Raw genomic sequence first — 20,947 nt, 5'->3', positions numbered from 1 at the left:
AGCCCGCGGCGCTGATCAATGCGAGCGCAACCGGATGGTCGGGCATCCGAACGGCAACCGTGTCGAGCCCCGCCGTAACACGCGGCGATACCGCCCCCTCCTTGACCGGCAGTACCAACGACAGCGGACCGGGCCAGAACGCATTCATCAACGTCTGCTCCGTCTCGTTCACGTGTGCCACGATCCCCTCCAGTTGCGACAACTTGGAGATATGGACGATGAGCGGATTGTCTGCTGGGCGCCCCTTGGCGACAAATATTCGCTCAACCGCTTCCGTATTCCCCGCATCCGCACCCAGCCCATATACCGTCTCGGTTGGGAAGGCTACGGTTCCTCCTTGAGCCAGCACCGCGCCGGCTTCCTGCAGCGCCTGCTGTTCTTTGAACTGCGGACTCCATTTCGCCATGGATAATGGTGCGGATACTTCCCACATCCTAGTTACGGATGCCTCTCGCTGATCTCCTGACCTATTCAACTGTTCTATGGCCGTATCCATGTCCAGATCCTTCTGCTTCATAATCTATCCCAAGCTTTCTGTATATAAATGATATAAACATAAATGTCCTATTGTACACTTGCCAAACTTACCTTCAAAAAATAAAAAGCGCTTTGGATTCTTCGTCCCGTGCCGATTTCTGAACGAATCGGTCGCGCCAAAGAGAAAGCACTCTTCTACATGGAAGTTTATCATACTGTTCATGCAATGAACATCACTAGACTTAAGGAAGCTGGTGGTATTCACGATACTCCGCCATTAGAACAGACTAGCTACCCAATTCCACAGGCCCAGGAACATGTCCCATAAGAAGAATCGCACCTCCGGCTCCGAGTCGGCTGCATTCTTAAGGGTGTCATCGCCCGTCGTATCCGCAACATCCGCCGAAACCGTCTGAATCCCTGCATCGACCGATTGCGCCGCAGCGTCGCCGCTTCCACCGTCAATGAAGCACAGTGGCGGAAAGAGTACGCACCACCAATTCTGACCCTGACCTTCACCCAGCGTAATACGTACCGCGTCATAATCGCCAGCCGGATATACGGTGCCGCCATATAGCTTCGTCGGGAACGGAACGGAGCCTAATTCGACCTGATAGCTGTATGAGATCCCTCTTTTGTTCAGTTCTTCTCCCACCAACTGACGAATTTCCGGCAAATGCTGCTTCGTCATTTCCTTAGCATCTTCAAGACTCTGGGGATTCTCAAGCGCAAGCACCCACAACTGCATCTGTTCGACAACGGCGTCACGAATCTCCCGCTTTACCAACTGATCGGAAGGGCTATCGGAATTCGCGAGAATACGCAGGCGAATCGACTCTTGCGGAATCGGTCCTCCGACAACGGAAGCATCGATCTGCTGCCCTTCCCACGACATCATCACCATGAATAAACTGGATAATAGCAATACCATTTTTTTAAACATAATACGGAGGGTTTCACTATAATTCTGCATCTACGTCAGCCGCCTCTCACTGAATAATCTATGATGCTATCAGTATGTCCGGCTGAATAAGATATAAACATAGAATCTAGCAAAAAGAAAAAACTCATAGATTCATTCTACTGACATGCAAAAAAGCGCCGTCCAACAGGACGCCACTTTTGTTGATTTATGATATGGACAATTCACCAGAAATCTATAAACGCCAACTCACTTGGCTGGTTCGGGACGGTACGTAAGGGGAACCGGAATATCCTCTTCCAGATCCTGTCCGTGTAACTTCACACTCATCGCTACGCCGAGACTCGCCATGCTGATAACAAGCGATGTCCCTCCGTAACTGATGAAAGGAAGCGTAATCCCCGTTAGCGGCATCAGACCGATAAACATGCCAATGTTCTCAAATATTTGGTACAAAAACATAGACACGATACCAACAATAAGAAACGGACCTGCTCGCTCCCGCGACTCAAGTGAAATCAAAATCATGCGGTGAATCAGAATAAAGTACAACAAGAGCAGTACAGAAGAACCGATAAATCCATATTCCTCTGCAATTTGTGCGAAGATCGAATCTGAATACGTGTAAGGGACTCGACCCGACTGTACTGATGTTCCCTGCATAAAGCCTTCCCCCGTCATACCACCGGAGGCAATAGCTAATTTCGCGTTGTATGTATGGTACCCGGCACCCGATTTATCCGCTTCCTCCGGCATGAGCCACGGATCGATACGATCCAGCCAGTGCGCCCGGCTCCCTTCCTTCATAAACGCCGAAATTTCATCATGATAATGAATGTAAGCCTGTATTCCACCAAGAGCGGATCCGGCAAGCAGCGCCAATCCTATTAACGCATGAGATAATTTAACATTGCCAATCCAAAGTAATCCGACCAGAATGACGATGTAACTTAGTGCATTCCCCAGGTCATTGATCGCCATCACGAGTGCAAAGGGAATAAACGCAAGCAGAGCGATCGGGATCACGTCGCGAAAAAAAGAGAGCTGTGGTTTGTTTTTGCGCACGAGTATATAGGTCAGAAAAATAATCAACACCAGTTTGAATAGCTCAGCAGGCTGCAAGCTGGCAAACCCAAGGTTTATCCACCCTTTGGAACCATTGAGTTCCGCTCCGAAAAACATAACGAACACCAATAATGCCAGGCCGCCCAAGAATATATATAATCCATATTTCATAAGAACCCGGTAGTCTAATAAACTCATTCCAAAAAAGGCTACGAACCCCACAATATAAAACATGATCATCTTAATATGATAACCATCCCACTTCTCCGTACCCGAAGTTACGCTGTATAACGATGTGATGCTGATTACCATCAGTAATACAATCACGGTAACAATAACAAAATCAATTTTCTTTAATTTCTGAAGCATGGATTGATCCCCCTACACCTTGGCTCCCGACGCCGGCAGCCATATAGCCAGATTAACAGATGCTGTGAATCCAAAGTTACCCTGCTTCTGTCCCATCCTTTATTTTAAAAGAAATCCAACTACAGCACAAACTGTAATAATATAGTTTCAGACTAAAAACCAAAAGAGATGCTCCCTAAGGATAACATCTCTTTTCACATCTCAACGGTCTAGGGTGAGATCTATTTAGTCGCTACAGGACGGTATGATTCAGGATCCGGCATCTCTTCCTCCACTTCCTGACCGTGCAGTTTCACACTCATCGCAACACCAATGCTGGCCATATTAATGAGCAGTGATGTACCGCCATAACTGATGAAGGGCAGCGTAATCCCCGTCAAGGGCATCAGACCGATAAACATGCCGATATTCTCGAAGATCTGATACAGGAACATCGCAACGATACCGATAATCATGAATGGCCCTGCTCGCTCCCGGCACTCCAGCGCAATCAGAATTAGCCTGTGAATCAATATGAAATATAACAGCAATAAGACAGACGATCCAATAAATCCGAACTCTTCTGCTATTAGGGCAAAGATGGAGTCAGAATACGTATAAGGCACACGGTTGGATTGAACCGTTGAGCCCTGCATGAAGCCTTCACCACTCAAACCACCGGTCGCAATCGCCAGCTTGGCGTTCTTCGTATGCCAGCTGGCGTCAGTCGTCGCTTTCTCGGGGAAGAGCCACGGATCAATCCGTCCCACCCAGTGAGGCTTCAGAATTCCGGCTTCCAGAAGTTCATCATGATAATGAACATAAGCCTGGATAGCCCCGAAAGCGACCCCTGCCGCCAATACGAATCCAATGAGTGCATGCGTATACTTAATATTACCGATCCAGAGCAGCCCGATCAGGATAACCACATAGCTGAGTGCATTCCCAAGGTCATTCTGAATCATAACAATCCCGAACGGAAGCAAAGTCAGCAACCCCAGAGGGATAACATCCTTCCAGAATCCAAGTTGGGCCTTGTTCTTACGCACCAACACATAAGCCAGAAAGATGATAAGCACCAATTTAAACAGTTCAGCCGGCTGGATACTTAATCCGCCAATATAAATCCAGCCTTGCGCGCCATTCAAATCCGTTCCGATAAAAATAACGAGCACTAATATCAGCAGGCCACCGAGGTATATATAAGTCGCATACTTAATTAACACCCGGTAATCAATCAAACTAATTCCGAAGAACGCAATAAATCCCAAGATGTAATAACCGATCATACGAAGATGAAGTCCCTCAAACCTCGTATCGGCCGTAGCGCTATATATCGACACGATACTGATGATCATCAGCATCGCCAGTACAAATACGATTACGTAGTCAATTTTCTTGATTTTCTCCAGCATGTTGTTCCCCCTGTGCCCGGAGCTACCGGATCAAAGCTCCGCTTTGCCCTTGCGAGCAAGTTGATCGACAGCAAACATAAAAGAAAGCTTACTACCTTATACCCACCGTCTATTCTAAAAGAATTCCCCATCGAACACAACGAGCGGCATATCTAAGCTTTCGTCACCGCATCGATCTTACATGCAGATGTAACGATTCCATCTCGATAATAGTTTGGGGGCCTCCATATCCATTAGCGCGATATCCCAAGAACATGGCGGTCAATGCCTTGCAAGTCCTGAATGGTCACAATCTCTGCCCAATGCCCTGCGGCGCGCAGGATTGCAGCCACATCTTCCGCCTGGCCTTGACCAAGCTCAAACGCGATCAGCCGGGGAGGGGCTGCCAATAACGGCAGCTGTTCCATCATGATGCGGTAAGGACGAAGCCCGTCCTCCCCGCCATCGAGTGCCAAGCGCGGCTCATGGTCGCGCACCTCCGGCTGCAGTTCCTCAATATCTTCTGCCGGAATATACGGCGGGTTCGACACGATGATATCTGGCGCTAATCCCGCCAACGGTTCGAGTAGATTTCCTTGGCGAAATTCAACGTCTGCCCCAAGCCTCTCGGCATTGCGCGAGGCTACTTCCAGCGCATCGCTGGAAATATCGCTGGCCAGTAGCTGCCAAGTGGGCGAGTGGAGCGCCAGCGTAACCGCGATCGCTCCACTGCCAGCGCCGATATCCGCTGCTAGCAGCCTCCCATGGGAAGACGGACGAGGGGCCAGCAGCTGCCCATGCTCCAGTACGGCTTCGACTAGAAGCTCGGTTTCAGGCCTTGGAATAAGTACAGCCGGTGTAACCGTAAACGGTCGACCATAGAATTCCTGCTCACCGATAATATATTGTGCAGGCACTCCCGCAGCCTTATGGCCGATCACCTCTTCAAACGCTGCCTTACGATGCTCGGGAAAGGGCTCGCCGAGCGCCATATAATAGGCTGTACCCGACAAGTCCAACACATGTTCCAGCAACAGCTGCGCATTTCGCCGTGCTTCCATCACCTTGACGCCTTCTAAAAAAGAAGAAGCCTCCAGGAAGGCTTCTCTTATGCTGCGCTGCGGCGTCAATTCAAAGATCATCCGCTTCAAAGCGTTATACTCCTTTATCCATCATTTCGGCCTGCTCCGCAATGGTCAGGGCCGAAACGATCTCTTCAATCTCACCATTCATCACTTGATCCAGCTTATGGACCGTAAGGCCGATCCGATGATCCGTTACACGGCTCTGCGGGAAGTTGTATGTGCGGATTCGTTCGCTACGATCGCCTGTACCCACTTTGCTCTTACGTTCACCGGCATACTTCGCTTCTTCCTCCTGGCGCATCATATCAAAGATACGGGCACGAAGTACCTGCAATGCTTTATCTTTATTGGAGTTCTGCGATTTGCCATCCTGACAAGTAGCCACGATACCCGTCGGGATATGTGTAACGCGCACGGCCGATTTGGTTGTATTAACGGACTGGCCGCCGGCTCCACTGGAACAGAACGTATCGACACGAATATCCTTGTCATGAATCTCAATATCCACTTCTTCCGCTTCTGGCATGACGGCCACGGTCGAGGTCGACGTATGAATCCTTCCCCCCGACTCGGTGTTGGTATGCGCTGTACGCGGTGAGCGCCACTCTCGAACTTCATTTTGCTGTAAGCACCGCGACCGTTAATCATGAAGATCACTTCCTTGAAACCGCCGAGATCATTCATGTTGACGTCCATCAGCTCTACCTTCCAGCCTTGCGTATCGGCAAAACGGGTGTACATCCGGTACAGATCGGAAGCGAACAATGCCGCTTCATCTCCGCCGGCCGCACCGCGAATTTCGATGATAACGTTCTTATCATCATTCGGATCCTTCGGCAAGAGCAGAATACGGATGGTCTCCTCCAGCACAACCTGCCGAGCGGACAACTCATCGATTTCCATCTTGACCATTTCACGCATCTCATCATCCATCTTCTCGCCCTGCATGGTCTTCGCAGCCTCGAGTTCTTCCATAACGTTCTTATATTCAACATAAGCCTCATAAGCAGGCTGCAAATCAGATTGTTCCTTGGAATAATCTCTAAGCTTCTTAGAGTCATTCGCTACATCCGGATCACATAAGAGCTCACTTAGCTTCTCATAACGATCCGCGAGGGATTGTAATCGGTCCAACAAAGGAAATCACCTCTCTTGATATATTCACCAATACGTGTCTAAACGACTTTTTATTATACCATGTTTGCCTGTTATTGAACAGCAGCCCGCTCGCCCAACCTCAAAACAAAGACCACAGTTCCACGCACATTAGTGGCATGGAGCCATGGCCCTTCGTTCTATATCGATCTACACGTTGAAGCGGAAATGCATAACATCGCCATCGCTGACAACATACTCTTTGCCTTCCAGACGAAGCTGCCCGCGTTCCTTCGCACCGTTCATAGAACCAGCAGCAACCAGATCGTCATAAGCCACCACTTCCGCACGGATAAACCCACGCTCGAAGTCGGTGTGAATGACGCCAGCCGCTTGCGGAGCCTTAGTGCCTTTACGGATCGTCCAAGCGCGCACTTCCTGCACACCCGCCGTGAAATAAGTATACAATCCAAGCAGGCTGTACGCTGCCTTAATCAGACGGTTCAAGCCGGATTCCGCAAGTCCGAGTTCCTCCAGGAACATCTCTTTGTCCTCACCCTCAAGCTCGGCGATTTCAGCTTCCACCTTCGCGCTGATCGGAACAACAACAGCATTCTCAGCAGCGGCAAAGTCACGTACTTGCTGTACATACGGATTGCTATCCGCTTCATTAACGCCGTCTTCGCTCAAGTTGGCCGCATACAGAACCGGCTTCAGCGTCAACAAGTGAAGGTCGCGAATAATCAGCTTCTCATCATCGGTCAGTTCAACACTGCGTGCAGGCTGGTCATTGTACAGGGCTTCCTTCATGCGCTCCAGCAGTTCCACTTCCTGAACGAACTGCTTGTTGCCGCCCTTCATATTCTTCTTGGCACGGTCAATGCGCTTCTCCACACTGTCCAGGTCGGCCAGAATCAATTCCAGGTTAATCGTCTGGATATCGCTCACGGGATTCACTTTGCCATCCACATGCGTAATGTTCTCATCCTCAAAACAACGAACGACATGGACGATCGCGTCTACCTCGCGGATATGGGCCAGAAATTTGTTACCTAACCCCTCGCCCTTGCTGGCACCGCGTACCAAGCCTGCGATATCCACAAATTCAAAAGCGGTAGGAACCGTTTTGTTCGGCTGCACCAGCTCGGTTAACTTATCAAGGCGCTCATCGGGCACCTCCACCACACCCACATTCGGGTCAATCGTGCAGAACGGATAGTTAGCAGACTCAGCCCCCGCTTGCGTAATCGCGTTAAACAATGTAGATTTGCCGACGTTTGGCAAACCGACGATACCAGCTTTCAAAGCCATTGTATGTGACAACTCCTTATCAGGTTTACTCTTCTCAGTGATCAGTATATAAAGCCGGGGGCAAAACCCTCCAGCCCAGACTCCTCCAGTTAACAAACAATCCTATTAATTATAGCAGATACCCTTTAGAGTTCAATACGAATATCCTGGCATCCCGTCTGTCGCTAAACCCGCTTGAGTCGCTGCGTAGATTTCAATTCATTGATGTTGCTTGCTCCAATCCCGAACATGGCCGTTGTCAGTTCCAATTCGACTTGTGCAAGTCTCTGATCCAGAGATTCCTCCGAATCCACCGCCGAACCGAGCAATCCGCGACCGAAGCCGACCATATCAGCGCCGAGCGCTATCGCCTTGGCCGCGTCCACGCCACTCTTCAGACCGCCGCTGCCAATCAGCGCGCACTGCGGCAACGTCCTCCGCACATCCAGAATGCATGCCGCTGTGGGATTGCCCCAGTCAGCAAAAGCCTCCGCGGCGGCACGACGCACCGGATCCTTGCTGCGGTATTTCTCTACCTGGCTCCAGGATGTTCCTCCTGCTCCCGCTACGTCGATGAAAGACACACCGATATCCACTAACCGCCGGGCGGTTTCCCCATCAATGCCCCATCCAACTTCTTTAACACCAATAGGTACCTCCAACTTTCGGCAAACATCCTCAATTTGGGTTAGGAGGCCTCCAAAACGCGTGTTGCCCTCCGGCTGAAACACCTCTTGAAGCGTATTCAAATGAAAGACCAGCATATCCGCACCCGCAATATCCACGGCACGCTGGCAATCTTCTGCTCCAAAGCCGTAATTTAACTGCACCGCACCCAGATTAGCAATAACAGGCACGTTTGGCGCACGTTCACGCACACGAAATGTTGGCGCCAGTTCTTCCTGTTCGACTGCGGCTCTTACAGACCCGACACCAATTGCCCATCCACGGCGTTCAGCTGCTTCCGCCAAGCGAAGATTAATCTCGCCGGTGGTTTGGCTTCCGCCGGTCATTGAACTGATCAAGAGCGGAGTCCGAACTGACATCCCGCTAAAGGCGGTATTTAATTGAATCTCCTCAAAGTCAAGCTCGGGCAGTGCTGCATGACTGAATCGGTATGATTCAAAACCTGAAGTAATTCCCACGGCGTTCACTTCCTCCTCAAGGCACAGACGAACGTGTTCTATTTTGCGTTCACTCGTAGGAATCTCTGGTAACAATCTTCTATCGGATCGATTTTGTTCGGTATGCACGGTCCTTCACCTCTCTCTCCATCTTCTAACCTTGCATGATATAACTCGTAACAAGCAACAATATTAGCCTGAACTCGCGATCCTGGCAAAGTCTGTACCCTGAGCGGCATGATCGCTTGCCAAACGGCTTTATCTTATCGTAAACTGCGTCACGGCTGGGCATTAACGTTAATTAACATTATACATATCCGCGCCACAAGACAGGAGGATGGGAATAACTTGTTTAACCGCCGACGATCTCACGAGAACCAATCGAATTCTACTTCTTCCGATAACACGTTGCCCTCATCGAAACCAACCAAACGTTCTCGAAGCGGCCAAACTCCCAATTACCTCTTGCTGGGAGTTGGCTTGCTGGTTCTGTGGCTTATCGGCGTCATGGTCTATCAGACCAATAAGCCGCTGCCTCCCGGTATTTCATATGAAAGTCCGCCATATCAAGCGGACGTGAAGATGTGGGTCGATCTAACGTACCCAGGCGCTGGTGGACAATCCGTTCAGCATCGTGAAATCGGACCTCGCATCGGAGAGATCATCGAAGAAGCACGGGAATTCCTGGTCATCGACATGTTCCTCTTCAACAGCTATGCCCATAAAGATCAGGATTTCCCGGTCGTCAGCGGCGATTTAACGGCGCGCCTGATCGCACAAAAAGAAAAATATCCGGATATGGATATCTTCTTCATTAGCGATGAAGTCAATACGGGATACGGATCGTATTCGCTACCAGAGTTCGATCGGATGGAAGCTGCAGGCATTCATGTCATCATCACCAATGTCGACCCACTCCGGGACTCAACCCCGATCTACTCTGCCGTATGGCGCACCTTCATTCAATGGTTTGGCCAATCCGGGAAAGGTACCTTGCCCAATCTAATGGCTAATGAAGCGCCTGATATTACGGTCCGCTCTTATCTAAAGCTGCTTAACGTCAAAGCTAATCACCGCAAAGTAATCATCAGTGAACATACGGCACTCGTTACATCGGCCAATATGCATGATGCCAGTGCCTATAATTCCAACATTGCTTTTGAGACAAACGGCGGCATCATTCAAGATATACTGGCGGCCGAACAGGCGGCTGTTAATCTGTCCAGTGATCTTCAGCTGCCTGAATTTGTTCCTCCCCCATCCCATCATCGTAATCCGGCCGATGTTCGATATTTGACGGAAGGCAAGATTCACGATTATATATTGCGCGCGATTTCGCAAGCCCAGACAGGGGATATCTTGTGGATGGGTATGTTCTACTTGGCTGACGGCAAGGTTATGGATGAGCTTGTGCAAGCGGCGGGCCGGGGCGTTGAGGTCCGTCTGATTCTGGACCCTAATCAAAATGCATTCGGACGTGATAAGATCGGCATTCCCAATCGACCAGCTGCCGCAGAGTTAATTCGGAGATCGGATCATAAAATCAAGATTCGCTGGTATAACACCGGAACGGAGCAATACCATACGAAACTCATGTACATTGCCAAGTCAAACGGCCCATCGATTGTCACAGGCGGTTCTGCGAATTTCACGCAGCGCAACCTGGCCGATCTGAATCTGGAGAATAATTTGTGGATTGAAGCGCCTGCCCATCATCCGATGGTAGAAGAGCTGGAACGTTATTTCAATCAACTCTGGAACAACGAAGGCACCGTGTTCACGCTCGACATCGAAGCCTATCAAGACGAGACGACATGGATGAAGGGCGTGTTGCTCCATCTGCAAAAAGTGCTCGGCTTTACTACCTTCTAGACCTTCGTGTAATCGACATCATAGCCCGCAGAGCTACAATAAAGGAGACATCAGTCTGGCAGCCGATTCGAGCAGCCTGGTCATGATGCGCTTCTTGCGCGTATGATTGCGGTCGAACAACACCGTATGCTCTAGATCATGCTGGAAGTCAGACACCAGCTTATTCACGCTTTCCGTATGCACTAACAATGCGTTAACCTCAAAATTCAGATGAAAGCTGCGCATGTCCATGTTCGCCGTCCCGATGGTAGCCACTTCCCCGTCTACAATCAGCAGCTTGGAATGCATGAAGCCTTTCTCGTATTCATACACCTGTACCCCGGCATCTAGCAGGGATGGAAAATAGGAATGTGAAGCGAGAAACGGCAACCACTTGTCCGGTTTGGAGGGAAATAGAATCCGCACATCCAGGCCCGATAATGCAGCCACTCGCAGCGCGGTTAGTATATCTTCGTCCGGGATAAAATAGGGTGTTGCTAACCAGATCGACTTGCGCGCGGAGACAATCATGGAGAAAAAGATATTCTTAAGTGCCCTGCGCTCATTATCCGGTCCACTTGCAATGATCTGCACAGCTCCCTGCTGGTTCTCGAGCAATTCGGGTGAATAATACATCTGATCCTTCGGTTGCTCGCTTGTCATATACTCCCAATCCTGCAGAAAAACCACCTGCAAGGTCCTCACCGCTTCGCCGCGGATCAAAATATGGGTATCGCGCCAGAATCCGAAAGCCTTGCTGCGACTCAAATACTCATCGCCTACGTTCAAACCGCCAACAAAGCCCACACTACCGTCAATAACCACGATCTTACGGTGATTGCGATAGTTCACGCGGCTGCTGAAGAAAATCGTCTTCGGGCTCCCAAATACAGCAACCTGAATCCCGGCATCCCTCATCTCCTGCAAAAAGGCAGGCGGCAGTTGAAGACTGCCCACGGCGTCAACCATGAACCGTACAGCCACACCTTGCTTCGCCTTGGAAATCAGCAGATCCTGAATCTGGGTTCCAATAGCATCCGGCCGGTATATGTAATATTCCATATGAATATGGTGTGTGGCCTTCTCCAGCTCTTGAATCATCGCTGCAAACGTCTCTTCGCCATCCGTTAATACCTGCGTATCGCTGGAGAAGGAGACGGGCGTACGCGCCAGTCGGGTGGACAGCTGCAACAATTGCTGCAACTCCGGCTTGAAACAGGATACGTCCGGACTGCTCTTGCGCAGCACTTCACTCGTGTAGACCAGTACGTCCTTCTGAGCCTTTTTGTCATATTTTCTCCGTTTAAAATAGTTCTGCCCAAACAGAAAGTAAAACACGAGTCCCACGATCGGAACAAGCGCGAGTAATAAAATCCAGGCCATCGTACTCGTTGGGTGCCGATTCTCCATAAAAATCATGAAGCCGATCGACACAACGGTCAACGTCGAGAATATTCCGATAATCGTACCGGTCGTCTTACCGAAATAATTAATCCCAAAATAATAAAACGCGAACAACAGCGCGGTGATCAGTACAGCCTCTATTCCCTTTCTCATCTCGGTTTACCCCTTGTTTCATCGTTCTCTCTCTTATATACACTCGATAATGGTCACCCATATTCTACATGATCCACCCCAGGAACTAAAGATATATTCGGTGGGGCGTTTCCCCAAAATTAGTCATTGACAGTCGAGCTGACGTTTGCTAAAAATATTACCTAACGACCGTTAGTTAGGAGGGGATCGCCCATGAGTTCTGACAACATCAAACAAGCGGCTCTAGTTCACTTTGCTCGGGATGGCTACGAAGGGGCTTCGCTCAAAAGTATCGCGGACGATAGCGGTATTAAGAAGCCATCCATTTATGCTCACTTCTCAAGCAAGGAAGACCTGTTCCTGCAAGTGCTGCAGGATGTATTCGAGCGGCAGGAGCGGCAGATGGAATCCCATTTCCTTCAGTCTCAAGATCAGCCGCTGGAACTTCAGTTAAAGGGCTTCCTGGAGGATCGTCAGCAAGCTTATCAACGAGACGATGAGGTTCGCTTCTTCCTGCGGATGGCTTTTTTTCCACCGAGCTCGCTCTATGATGAAGTCATGGCCATGGTCTATCCGATGCTGGACCAGCAAGAGAGCAATCTGGCCAAGCTGTTGGCCGGCGGATGTCCTGTTCACGGAAAAATCATCCGGTATCCGCGTAAAGCAGCTATCGCTTATATTACACTGCTTGATGGAATTCACCTTGAAATCGTATATGGCGGTGAGGAACGTGCCGCACGACGCGTAGATGCTGCTTGGATTGGTGTGACACAAAGATACAACCATAACGAATAACGAAATTAGGAATTGCGAATTAAGGGAGAGACGGCCGTATGAATCGGAACTGGTTATATGTTCTACTTGGTGGATTGGTGGAAATATTGTGGGTGATGGGACTTAAGCACTCTTCGAATATATGGGAATGGGCAGGGACCTTGATTGCCATTGCGGCCAGCTTTCTGCTTCTTATTGAAGCAGCGAAGCGGCTGCCGGTCGGTACGGTCTACGCCGTTTTCACGGGAATCGGTACGGCCGGAACGGTCGCAACCGAGATGTTGGTCTTCGGTGAGCCATTCAAGCCGATTAAAATCCTGCTAATCTGTTCATTGTTGATTGGTGTAATCGGCCTTAAGCTCGTCACGAGTGACCAGGCACCAGCGGAGGTGAGTAAATAATGGCATGGATCGCGCTTGTATTTGCCGGATTGTTCGAGATTGGCGGAGTCATTGGCATCAAGGGAGTCTCTCAGCGAAAGGGATGGCGATACGTCCTGCTTTTGGCCGGTTCTTTCTCCATCAGTTTCTCACTTCTCTCCTACGCCATGATCTACTTGCCAATGGGAACTGCCTACGCCATCTGGACAGGTATTGGGACGGTTGGTGGCGCCATTACCGGGATGTTCATGTTCGGTGAACCAAAGGAATGGCGGAGAATCTTATTTATCGCCATGATCTTGTGCTCGGCCGTCGGATTGAAACTATTTAGTTAGTTCGTTCAAACAATGTTCACAATTCAGGAAGAACCATAAGGAAGGACGACCGTAGTAAAGTTGAAACGGTCGTTCTTTTTCATATATAATAAATTCTGACCAGTTGGTCATATCAAGAACTACATAGTTCTCAGAGAGAGGTGAGTCACTGATTGGCTGATAAAACGGCAGAGAAAAGACAGCAAATTCTCATCACTGCGATGCAGCTGTTTTCCGCGAAAGGTTCTTCGGATACGTCCATGCAGGAGATTGCCGAGGTATGCGGGATGTCGAAGGGCAGCCTTTATCTACACTTCAAGTCCAAAGAGGAACTGGAAAAGAGTATCTACGAGTATATTGCGGGACGGATTAAAGATGAGATTCTACGGGTAGATCAAGATCCCTTGCTTGAGCCCAGAGAACAGATGCGCAAGCAAGTTGAAGTGCTGCTGGTACACTTCCTGGAAATTCGGGAGTTCCTGCTGAAGCAGTTTCATGATCGGACCGTCCCAGGGAAACCTCCTTTTGACAAAGAAGATGTCCGGAAAGAAATGCACGACGCATTGCAGTGGTTTAACCATAAGTTGAAGATCATCTACGGCCCTGAAGCTGAACCCTATACGCTGGAGATCGGCATGTTCATGGGTGGCATGCTCGGTTCATACATCCGTTTCATGTTCATACCCGGGTTCCATTTGAACGTGGGTATAGCCTCCGAGCATCTGATCCAGCTTCTGGACGATGTGGTTGCCAGCATCCTGCGCAGACTGCCTGAGCCCCTCATTCCGGTTGATGTTCTGGAGCAACTCGACTTGTGCCAACCCCAGACCAGTACGCCGAGACACCCGCTTATCGTTATCAAGGGAATCAAGAACTCCTTGCGGCAGATACCGCTGGCCAAGAATATTCGCGAGGATGCCATCGAATCGTTAACGATCCTGGAGAAGGAACTGATCTCGCTCCAGCCAAGTCGAGCCATTCTTAAGGGCATGCTTGCTAACTTGGAAGGAATTGAGGGTATTGAAGCATTGTATGAAGAGTTAAAGGGCACCATTGTAACGGTATTGGAAACCTACCTTGCACCGGGTGGCATCGTACAAGGAAGTTTGTCCACCCTAGAGACATAAAGAAGATTTGGAGAGGAGAGAGAATCTCATAATGAAAGGAATTATTAATTTCTCGCTACGCAACAAATTCGCCATCTGGCTCTTGACCATTATCGTCAGCTTTGGCGGACTGTATAGCGGATTAACGATGAAACAAGAGACTATTCCGGATATTAATGTACCGTTTCTAAGCGTAACGGCAATCTATCCGGGAGCAGCCCCTGAAGGGGTCGTGGAGGAAGTAACCAAACCACTGGAGACCAGGCTGCGGAATATCGACGGCGTAAAGACCGTTACGTCCACTTCCATGGAGAATGCAGCCAATGTCATGGTCGAGTTCGATTATGGCGCAGACCTGGATAACGCTACAGCGGCCGTCCGGGAAGCCTTGAACGAGGTACCGCTGCCGGACGACGCAATGAAACCATCGATTTCTAAATTCAGCATGAGCTCCATGCCGGTGGTATCACTCAGTATCTCCAACAAAGACAACATGGCGTTGGATGAACTGACAAGAATTACCGAGAACGACATTGTACCGGTGCTTGAAGACTTGGATGGCGTGGCCTCCGTACAGGTAGCCGGTCAATTCGTCAACGAAGTACAGCTTACATTCGATCAGGACAAAATGAATGAGCTTGGACTGACGGAAGATACCGTCCGGGGCATCGTGCAAGGTTCCGCTCTGTACGTTCCACTGGGCATGTTCGAAATGGATAAATCCCAGAAAGCCGTCGCGATTGATGGCGGCATCATCGGAATTGATGATCTGAAGAATATTGCAATTCCGGTCATTCCTGGCGGAGGCGGAGCAGCAGCTGGCGCTCCAGGTGCCGGGGCTGATCAAGGGCAAGGAGCAGCACCTGGCGGTGCTGACACCGGTGCTCCGGGCGCCAACGCCGGTAACGGCCAAGGCGGTGCACCAGACGGTGCAACTGCTCCTGAAGCCGGAGCTGGCGGTCAAGGGGCGACTCCTGGAGCTGGTGCTGGCATTCCAACCGTCAAACTTAGTGAAATTGCCAATATCGAAGTCATTGGTACATCGGAGTCCATCTCCCGCACCAATGGAGCCGAGTCGATCGGTATTCAGATCGTCAAGGCCAACGACGCCAACACCGTTGATGTCGTTAACAGCGTAAAAGATACCGCGGAAGAGCTTAGAGGCTTATTCCCGGGAATGGACCTGACCATTATGCTGGATCAGGGTAAGCCAATCGAAGATTCCGTTCATACGATGTTGTTCAAGGCACTGTATGGTGCATTGTTCGCCGTACTGATCATCATGATCTTCCTGCGCAATATTCGTTCGACAATTATTTCGATTATCTCGATTCCACTGTCCTTGCTCATTGCGATTCTGTGCCTGAGACAAATGGATATTACGCTGAATATGATGTCACTGGGTGCCATGACCGTAGCGATTGGCCGGGTTGTCGATGACTCGATCGTTGTTATCGAGAACATCTATCGCCGCATGTCTCTCTCAACCGAGAAATTGTCGGGTCGAGAGCTGATCAGCGCTGCAACTCGTGAAATGTTCGTACCGATCCTGTCATCCACGATCGTAACGATCGCCGTGTTCCTGCCGTTGACACTCGTTAGCGGAATGGTCGGCGAGCTGTTTATGCCGTTTGCACTGACGATGGTATTCGCCTTGCTGGCATCCCTCGTGGTTGCGGTCACGCTTGTTCCAGCTATGGCGCACAGCTTGTTCCGCAATGGCTTGAAGAACAAAAATGACCACCATGACAAGCCGGGGGCTATGGCCCGCGGGTACCGTTCCATTCTGAAATGGACGCTTAATCATAAAGCCATTACATTCCTGGCCGCTATTCTATTGCTGGTAGGAAGTTTGTTCCTCACCAAATTCCTGGGCGTCAGCTTCATTCCGGAACAGGAAGACAAATACGTGATGGTTACGTATTCGCCGGAACCTGGCGTATTGCTGGAAGATGTTGAGGAACGCGCCCTTAAGGCCGAAGAATATATCCTGGATCAATCCGGTGTGCAGAGCATGCAATACTCCATCGGCGGCAGCAATCCGATGGGAATGGGGAATGCCAATTCCGGACTGTTCTATATCATGTACGATCCGGATACGAAGGATTTCGAGAATGTGAAGAAATCACTCGTTGAAGGTCTCACAGCCGAGGTGCCGGATGGTACCTGGTCCAATCTCGATATGGCTGCAGGCATGGGCGGAGGCGGACTGACCGTCAACGTCTTCGGCGATAACCTCGATCAGATCAAGCCGGTTGCCGATCAGATTGCCGAACTTGCTAATCAGCAGACGGATACCTTCGAGAACGCAAAGACAAGTCTTTCCGAGGCTTTCGAACAGTATACGCTCGTAGCCGACCAAGAGAAACTCAGCTCCTTGGGTCTCACGGCGGGGCAGCTCGCCATGAAGCTCAGCCCGGTTAGAGAGCGTCCGGTCTTGACGGAAATTGAGATCGATAATAAGAACTACAAAGTATATATCGAGTCTGACAACACGACATATACAAGTATTGAACAGATTGAGAACGAGACGGTAACCTCACCGCTTGGCATGGAAATTCCAATCAAGGAAGTTGCCAAGGTGGAACAAGGTACGACTCCTGATACGATCACCCGTATCAATGGCAAAATGGTGGTGACGGTATCGGCCGACATCCTGACGGCTGACGTCGGCACAGCATCGAACAATCTGCAGAGCGAAGTCGATAAGATAGAACTGCCGGATGGCGTCAGCGTACAATTCGGCGGTGTAACCGAGCAGATCAACGAAACCTTTGGACAACTCGGACTTGCGATGCTCGCTGCGATTGCCATCGTGTATTTCGTTCTCGTCGTAACATTTGGCGGAGGACTGGCGCCATTTGCCATCCTGTTCTCGCTGCCGTTCATCGTCATTGGTGCGATCATCGGATTGCTGATTACAGGCGAGACGCTGAACGTGTCCTCACTCATGGGTGTACTCATGTTGATCGGTATCGTTGTAACCAACGCCATCGTCTTGATCGACCGCGTTATTCATATGGAACGTGACGGTATGACACACGCGAAGCCTTGCTTGAAGCGGGAGCGACCCGTCTTCGTCCGATCCTGATGACCGCTCTGGCTACGATTGGTGCCCTTCTGCCGCTCGTCTTCGGATGGGAGAACAGTGCGGGTATCATCTCCAAGGGACTTGGCATCACCGTTATCGGCGGTTTGATCAGTTCCACACTGCTCACGCTGGTCGTTGTGCCTATCGTGTATGAGTTCCTGATGAAGTTCACCAAGAAGCGCCCGCTTGAGAATTAAGTAAAAAATGAACGTTACCTAGCAACAACGAAGCCACGGTCGATTCCATTCGACCGTGGCTTCTTTTTTATGCGAGTATAGATAATGGAGTGCGAAGCTCTTCATGCTTAGATGAAGCTGGCCTGTCATAGGAACCCATCCACGTCCGAAGCATATGCACATCCTGTACGAGGAATTCGTCAAGCAAATTGGCCAACCCTTGATAAAGAGGGCTGTTCGTTGATAACCTCACGTCCCGGCAAAGAGAAGGAGTCCAGCGCAGAAGGTGTCTTGCAGAAAGCTCTCTTGCACCATCATCCAGTATCTCATGTTATGCTCATCGGACGAATGGTCCAGCATACGATCGTGAAGCAGTGTCATAAATTCCAATTCAACCGCGATATGATCATCCGTTTCTCCTTGAAGTTTGTTGAAGGCGATCCCTTCGGTTGCGTAGCACTCGGCCACGTCCTGAGGGCATCCCTCGTCAACATAATGAGACTGCGTCGCTTGACGCGGTTGGAATTGCTGAAGGAGCAGATCATAAGCAGCGCTTTCAGCCTGATAAATCCTCCATAATTCTTCAGGCGATCGTCCGCCAAGATAATTCATGATTTTGCCGGCTGCCTCGTATTGTTCAGCTACCCTCTTCATCCTGCTGTCCCGACTCCAATCGGCAATCAACGAAAAGCTGGGACGATTGCCCAGAAAATCAATCAATAACGCATACACCGTGCTGCGGTGTTCCATCCAATGCTGACCAGCCTCAGAGACTTGTACGGTTTCATTCCATGTTATCGCCATATATTAAACCTCCCCGTATCAGAAATGGTGTCTAGCTAAATTTCATGATTACTTTCAAAGGAGAAGCTATGGTTCACAATTCCACTATAGATGATTGGCACATGCATGGCTGTGATACATCTCACAGCGCACGCCGATGACTCCCATCGTTGTCCCCATCGATCACCAAGCCTTTTGCATTGACTCTCATCTTGGGAATCGCTACAATGTGACCATGTCTAACAGTCGCGAAAGGGGAAATTACCCATGATTGAACCACTAGCAGACCCTTTCGGTCGGGTCCATGATTATATTCGAATTTCGGTAACAGACCGCTGTAATCTGCGTTGTGTCTACTGTATGCCTTCAGAAGGCTTGGAATTCCAGCCGCACGACGAAATTATGAGTTATGAAGAAATAACCGCCATCATGTCCGTCCTTGCCCCTATGGGTGTGTCCAAGGTTCGCCTCACTGGAGGGGAGCCCCTTGTACGCAAAGACCTGGAAACACTGGTCCACCAAATCGCATCCATCGAGGGAATTCAGGATATATCACTGACGACCAACGGCATGCTGCTTCCTGCCAAAGCTCGTTTGTTAAAAGAAGCCGGACTTACCCGGATTAATATTAGTCTCGATTCACTCCAAGAGGATCGTTATGCACGCATCACTCGCGGAGGGAACGTCCATAAAGTGCTGGAGGGCATTGAAGCCGCATACGCTGCCGGACTCGATCCAATAAAGCTGAATATGGTGCTGATGAAGGGATTCAATGAGGATGAAATCAAGGATTTCATTGCGCTTACGTTGGACCGGCCACTCCATGTTCGCTTTATTGAATACATGCCGATCGGGCATGCGACCGACTCTTGGAGAGATACGTACTTACCTCTAAGCCGGGTAGCGGAGGTATGCGAGGAAGCGGGCTGGAACATTCAAGACGAGCCAGGCCCTTCCGGTAACGGTCCCTCGCGTAATATGAGGGTAGATGGGGCACGCGGTACGTTCGGCCTGATTCATCCGGTCAGCGATCATTTCTGTGATTCCTGCAACCGCTTGAGATTAACGGCAGACGGGCATATCAAAGCTTGTCTATATTGGTCGGATGAGTACAATGTTCGCCGGATAATCGATGACCCGGCAGCGGTTGCCAACCTGTTCCGTAAAGCGCTCGGTGCCAAGCCGCTTAACCATGAAATGGCGCTGGCACTGGAGAAGAAAGCACAGAGCCACACTCCTACCGTGAGACGCATGTCCCAGATCGGCGGGTAAACCATAGAACCTTCTCGTCCATTGATGGTCAGAAGGGTTCTATGGTTATATTCGGTCCTGCAAGTGTTTGTGCAGCTTCCAAGTCCACTCTGGCATTCAGATTGAACAGGATCTTCCGAGGATTCATGCCGGTCAATCTCGATAAACGTTCTTCATCCACGGTTACGGTTCGTAGATGACTGATCCAACTCATCATGCGAAGCTCATCTTGCTGCAGCCTAAGTGCGAGGCTTCCTGCTACGCTGCGATGATACACCGCCAATAACGGATGGTATCTTCCATCCACTAATGGTATGACCGCTTCGCAACCTGCTGTGGTATCGGCCAGTTCCAGCAGTGCCGCAAGGAATGACGTCTGGATAAACGGCATATCGCACGCCACGACCACGTTCCAGTTGGTATCGGATGTTAATAATGCGGCATGCAGCCCCGCCATGGGCCCCTTGCGCTCATACACATCCTGTATACATTCCAAACCAAGGAATGTATACCTATCGGGCGTATTGGTCGATATGAGCACGCGGCTGCAGATTGACTCCAAGGATCGTACCGTTCGTTCGATCAACGGAACACCGTCCACCATAAGCATCGCTTTATTCGTTCCCATCCTCCGGGAATCACCTCCTGCAAGCACGATACCGGTCACCTCATCACGCTGTGCCACAGACTCGTGATCCAACTCTTTCATGGTATACCTCCTGTTCTGTCTGTTTGAACAAACGATGTTCAGTTTATAGGGTAATCGTCAGATTAATGGAAAATCATAAAAAAGATGGTTTGTATCCCTTTTCAATGCGTGATACATTGAAGGGAAAGCGGTTTAAACGAAGGCCGTATTATAGATTGCATTCGGTTTGAAAGGAA

16 protein-coding genes and 2 pseudogenes are annotated in these 20,947 nt (G+C 50.0%); 7 read left to right on the top strand and 11 right to left on the bottom strand.

Annotated features, from left to right (window positions below):
• The 8 genes and pseudogenes from JCM10914_RS12485 to fni form a co-directional block, all read right to left on the bottom strand.
• Window positions 1–406 (bottom strand): L-threonylcarbamoyladenylate synthase (locus JCM10914_RS12485; RefSeq protein ID WP_231638629.1); only part of this gene is annotated, 406 nt, incomplete at its 3' end.
• A gap of 348 nt (window positions 407–754) precedes the next feature.
• Window positions 755–1,450, bottom strand: coding sequence for a stage II sporulation protein R (gene spoIIR, locus JCM10914_RS12480; RefSeq protein WP_023961375.1), 696 nt, complete (start codon window positions 1,448–1,450; stop codon window positions 755–757).
• 198 nt (window positions 1,451–1,648) lie between these two features.
• Entirely contained in the window at window positions 1,649–2,833 is a 1,185-nt protein-coding gene (locus JCM10914_RS12475) for an FtsW/RodA/SpoVE family cell cycle protein (protein WP_023961373.1), read from the bottom strand.
• 221 nt (window positions 2,834–3,054) lie between these two features.
• The gene (locus JCM10914_RS12470) at window positions 3,055–4,227 is read right to left on the bottom strand and encodes an FtsW/RodA/SpoVE family cell cycle protein (RefSeq protein WP_023961371.1); all 1,173 of its coding nucleotides are present in this window, start codon (window positions 4,225–4,227) and stop codon (window positions 3,055–3,057) included.
• A 233-nt stretch (window positions 4,228–4,460) separates the two neighbouring features.
• Window positions 4,461–5,348: a peptide chain release factor N(5)-glutamine methyltransferase gene (prmC, locus tag JCM10914_RS12465; RefSeq protein WP_197286844.1), complete on the bottom strand. Its 888-nt coding sequence runs from the start codon at window positions 5,346–5,348 to the stop codon at window positions 4,461–4,463.
• 13 nt (window positions 5,349–5,361) lie between these two features.
• Window positions 5,362–6,428 (bottom strand): annotated as a pseudogene (prfA, locus tag JCM10914_RS12460) (peptide chain release factor 1).
• Between the two features lie 168 nt (window positions 6,429–6,596).
• Entirely contained in the window at window positions 6,597–7,697 is a 1,101-nt protein-coding gene (gene ychF / locus JCM10914_RS12455; RefSeq protein WP_023961363.1) for a redox-regulated ATPase YchF, read from the bottom strand.
• Window positions 7,698–7,861: 164 nt separating this feature from the next.
• Window positions 7,862–8,929, bottom strand: a complete 1,068-nt coding sequence (gene fni / locus JCM10914_RS12450; protein WP_036717948.1) for a type 2 isopentenyl-diphosphate Delta-isomerase — start codon at window positions 8,927–8,929, stop codon at window positions 7,862–7,864.
• A gap of 219 nt (window positions 8,930–9,148) precedes the next feature.
• On the opposite strand from fni, the gene JCM10914_RS12445 reads away from it, so the two are divergent.
• Window positions 9,149–10,672, top strand: coding sequence for a phospholipase D family protein (locus tag JCM10914_RS12445; protein ID WP_036717945.1), 1,524 nt, complete (start codon window positions 9,149–9,151; stop codon window positions 10,670–10,672).
• 33 nt (window positions 10,673–10,705) lie between these two features.
• On the opposite strand, the gene cls is transcribed toward JCM10914_RS12445, so the two are convergent.
• Window positions 10,706–12,208 carry a cardiolipin synthase gene (gene cls / locus JCM10914_RS12440; protein ID WP_023961357.1) on the bottom strand — a complete coding sequence of 501 codons (1,503 nt, stop codon included), beginning with the start codon at window positions 12,206–12,208 and terminating at the stop codon, window positions 10,706–10,708.
• A 192-nt stretch (window positions 12,209–12,400) separates the two neighbouring features.
• Between cls and JCM10914_RS12435 the strand changes: the two genes are divergently transcribed.
• The 5 genes and pseudogenes from JCM10914_RS12435 (at window position 12,401) to JCM10914_RS12415 (ending at window position 18,049) form a co-directional block, all read left to right on the top strand.
• Window positions 12,401–12,982 carry a TetR/AcrR family transcriptional regulator gene (locus JCM10914_RS12435; RefSeq protein WP_023961355.1) on the top strand — a complete coding sequence of 194 codons (582 nt, stop codon included), beginning with the start codon at window positions 12,401–12,403 and terminating at the stop codon, window positions 12,980–12,982.
• Between the two features lie 38 nt (window positions 12,983–13,020).
• Window positions 13,021–13,362, top strand: coding sequence for a multidrug efflux SMR transporter (locus JCM10914_RS12430; protein ID WP_023961353.1), 342 nt, complete (start codon window positions 13,021–13,023; stop codon window positions 13,360–13,362).
• Window positions 13,362–13,676, top strand: a complete 315-nt coding sequence (locus JCM10914_RS12425; protein ID WP_023961351.1) for a multidrug efflux SMR transporter — start codon at window positions 13,362–13,364, stop codon at window positions 13,674–13,676. Before JCM10914_RS12430 ends, JCM10914_RS12425 begins: the two co-directional genes overlap by 1 nt.
• Before the next feature lie 152 nt (window positions 13,677–13,828).
• On the top strand, window positions 13,829–14,782 hold the full coding sequence (locus JCM10914_RS12420) for a TetR/AcrR family transcriptional regulator (protein ID WP_023961349.1): 954 nt from the start codon (window positions 13,829–13,831) through the stop codon (window positions 14,780–14,782).
• A 31-nt stretch (window positions 14,783–14,813) separates the two neighbouring features.
• Window positions 14,814–18,049 (top strand): annotated as a pseudogene (locus JCM10914_RS12415) (efflux RND transporter permease subunit).
• Window positions 18,050–18,277: 228 nt separating this feature from the next.
• On the opposite strand, the gene JCM10914_RS12410 reads toward JCM10914_RS12415, so the two are convergent.
• Window positions 18,278–18,832 carry a molecular chaperone TorD family protein gene (locus JCM10914_RS12410; protein ID WP_023961343.1) on the bottom strand — a complete coding sequence of 185 codons (555 nt, stop codon included), beginning with the start codon at window positions 18,830–18,832 and terminating at the stop codon, window positions 18,278–18,280.
• Between the two features lie 246 nt (window positions 18,833–19,078).
• On the opposite strand from JCM10914_RS12410, the gene moaA reads away from it, so the two are divergent.
• The gene (gene moaA, locus JCM10914_RS12405) at window positions 19,079–20,083 is read left to right on the top strand and encodes a GTP 3',8-cyclase MoaA (RefSeq protein ID WP_023961341.1); all 1,005 of its coding nucleotides are present in this window, start codon (window positions 19,079–19,081) and stop codon (window positions 20,081–20,083) included.
• A gap of 28 nt (window positions 20,084–20,111) precedes the next feature.
• Here moaA and JCM10914_RS12400 read toward each other — a convergent pair whose 3' ends face one another.
• Window positions 20,112–20,771, bottom strand: coding sequence for a molybdenum cofactor guanylyltransferase (locus JCM10914_RS12400; RefSeq protein ID WP_023961340.1), 660 nt, complete (start codon window positions 20,769–20,771; stop codon window positions 20,112–20,114).
• Between the last annotated feature and the right edge of the window lie 176 nt (window positions 20,772–20,947).

The sequence above is a fragment of the Paenibacillus sp. JCM 10914 genome (genome assembly GCF_001315105.1).
Lineage (GTDB): Bacteria > Bacillota > Bacilli > Paenibacillales > Paenibacillaceae > Paenibacillus_AQ.
This window is presented reverse-complemented; position numbering and strand designations above follow the sequence as displayed.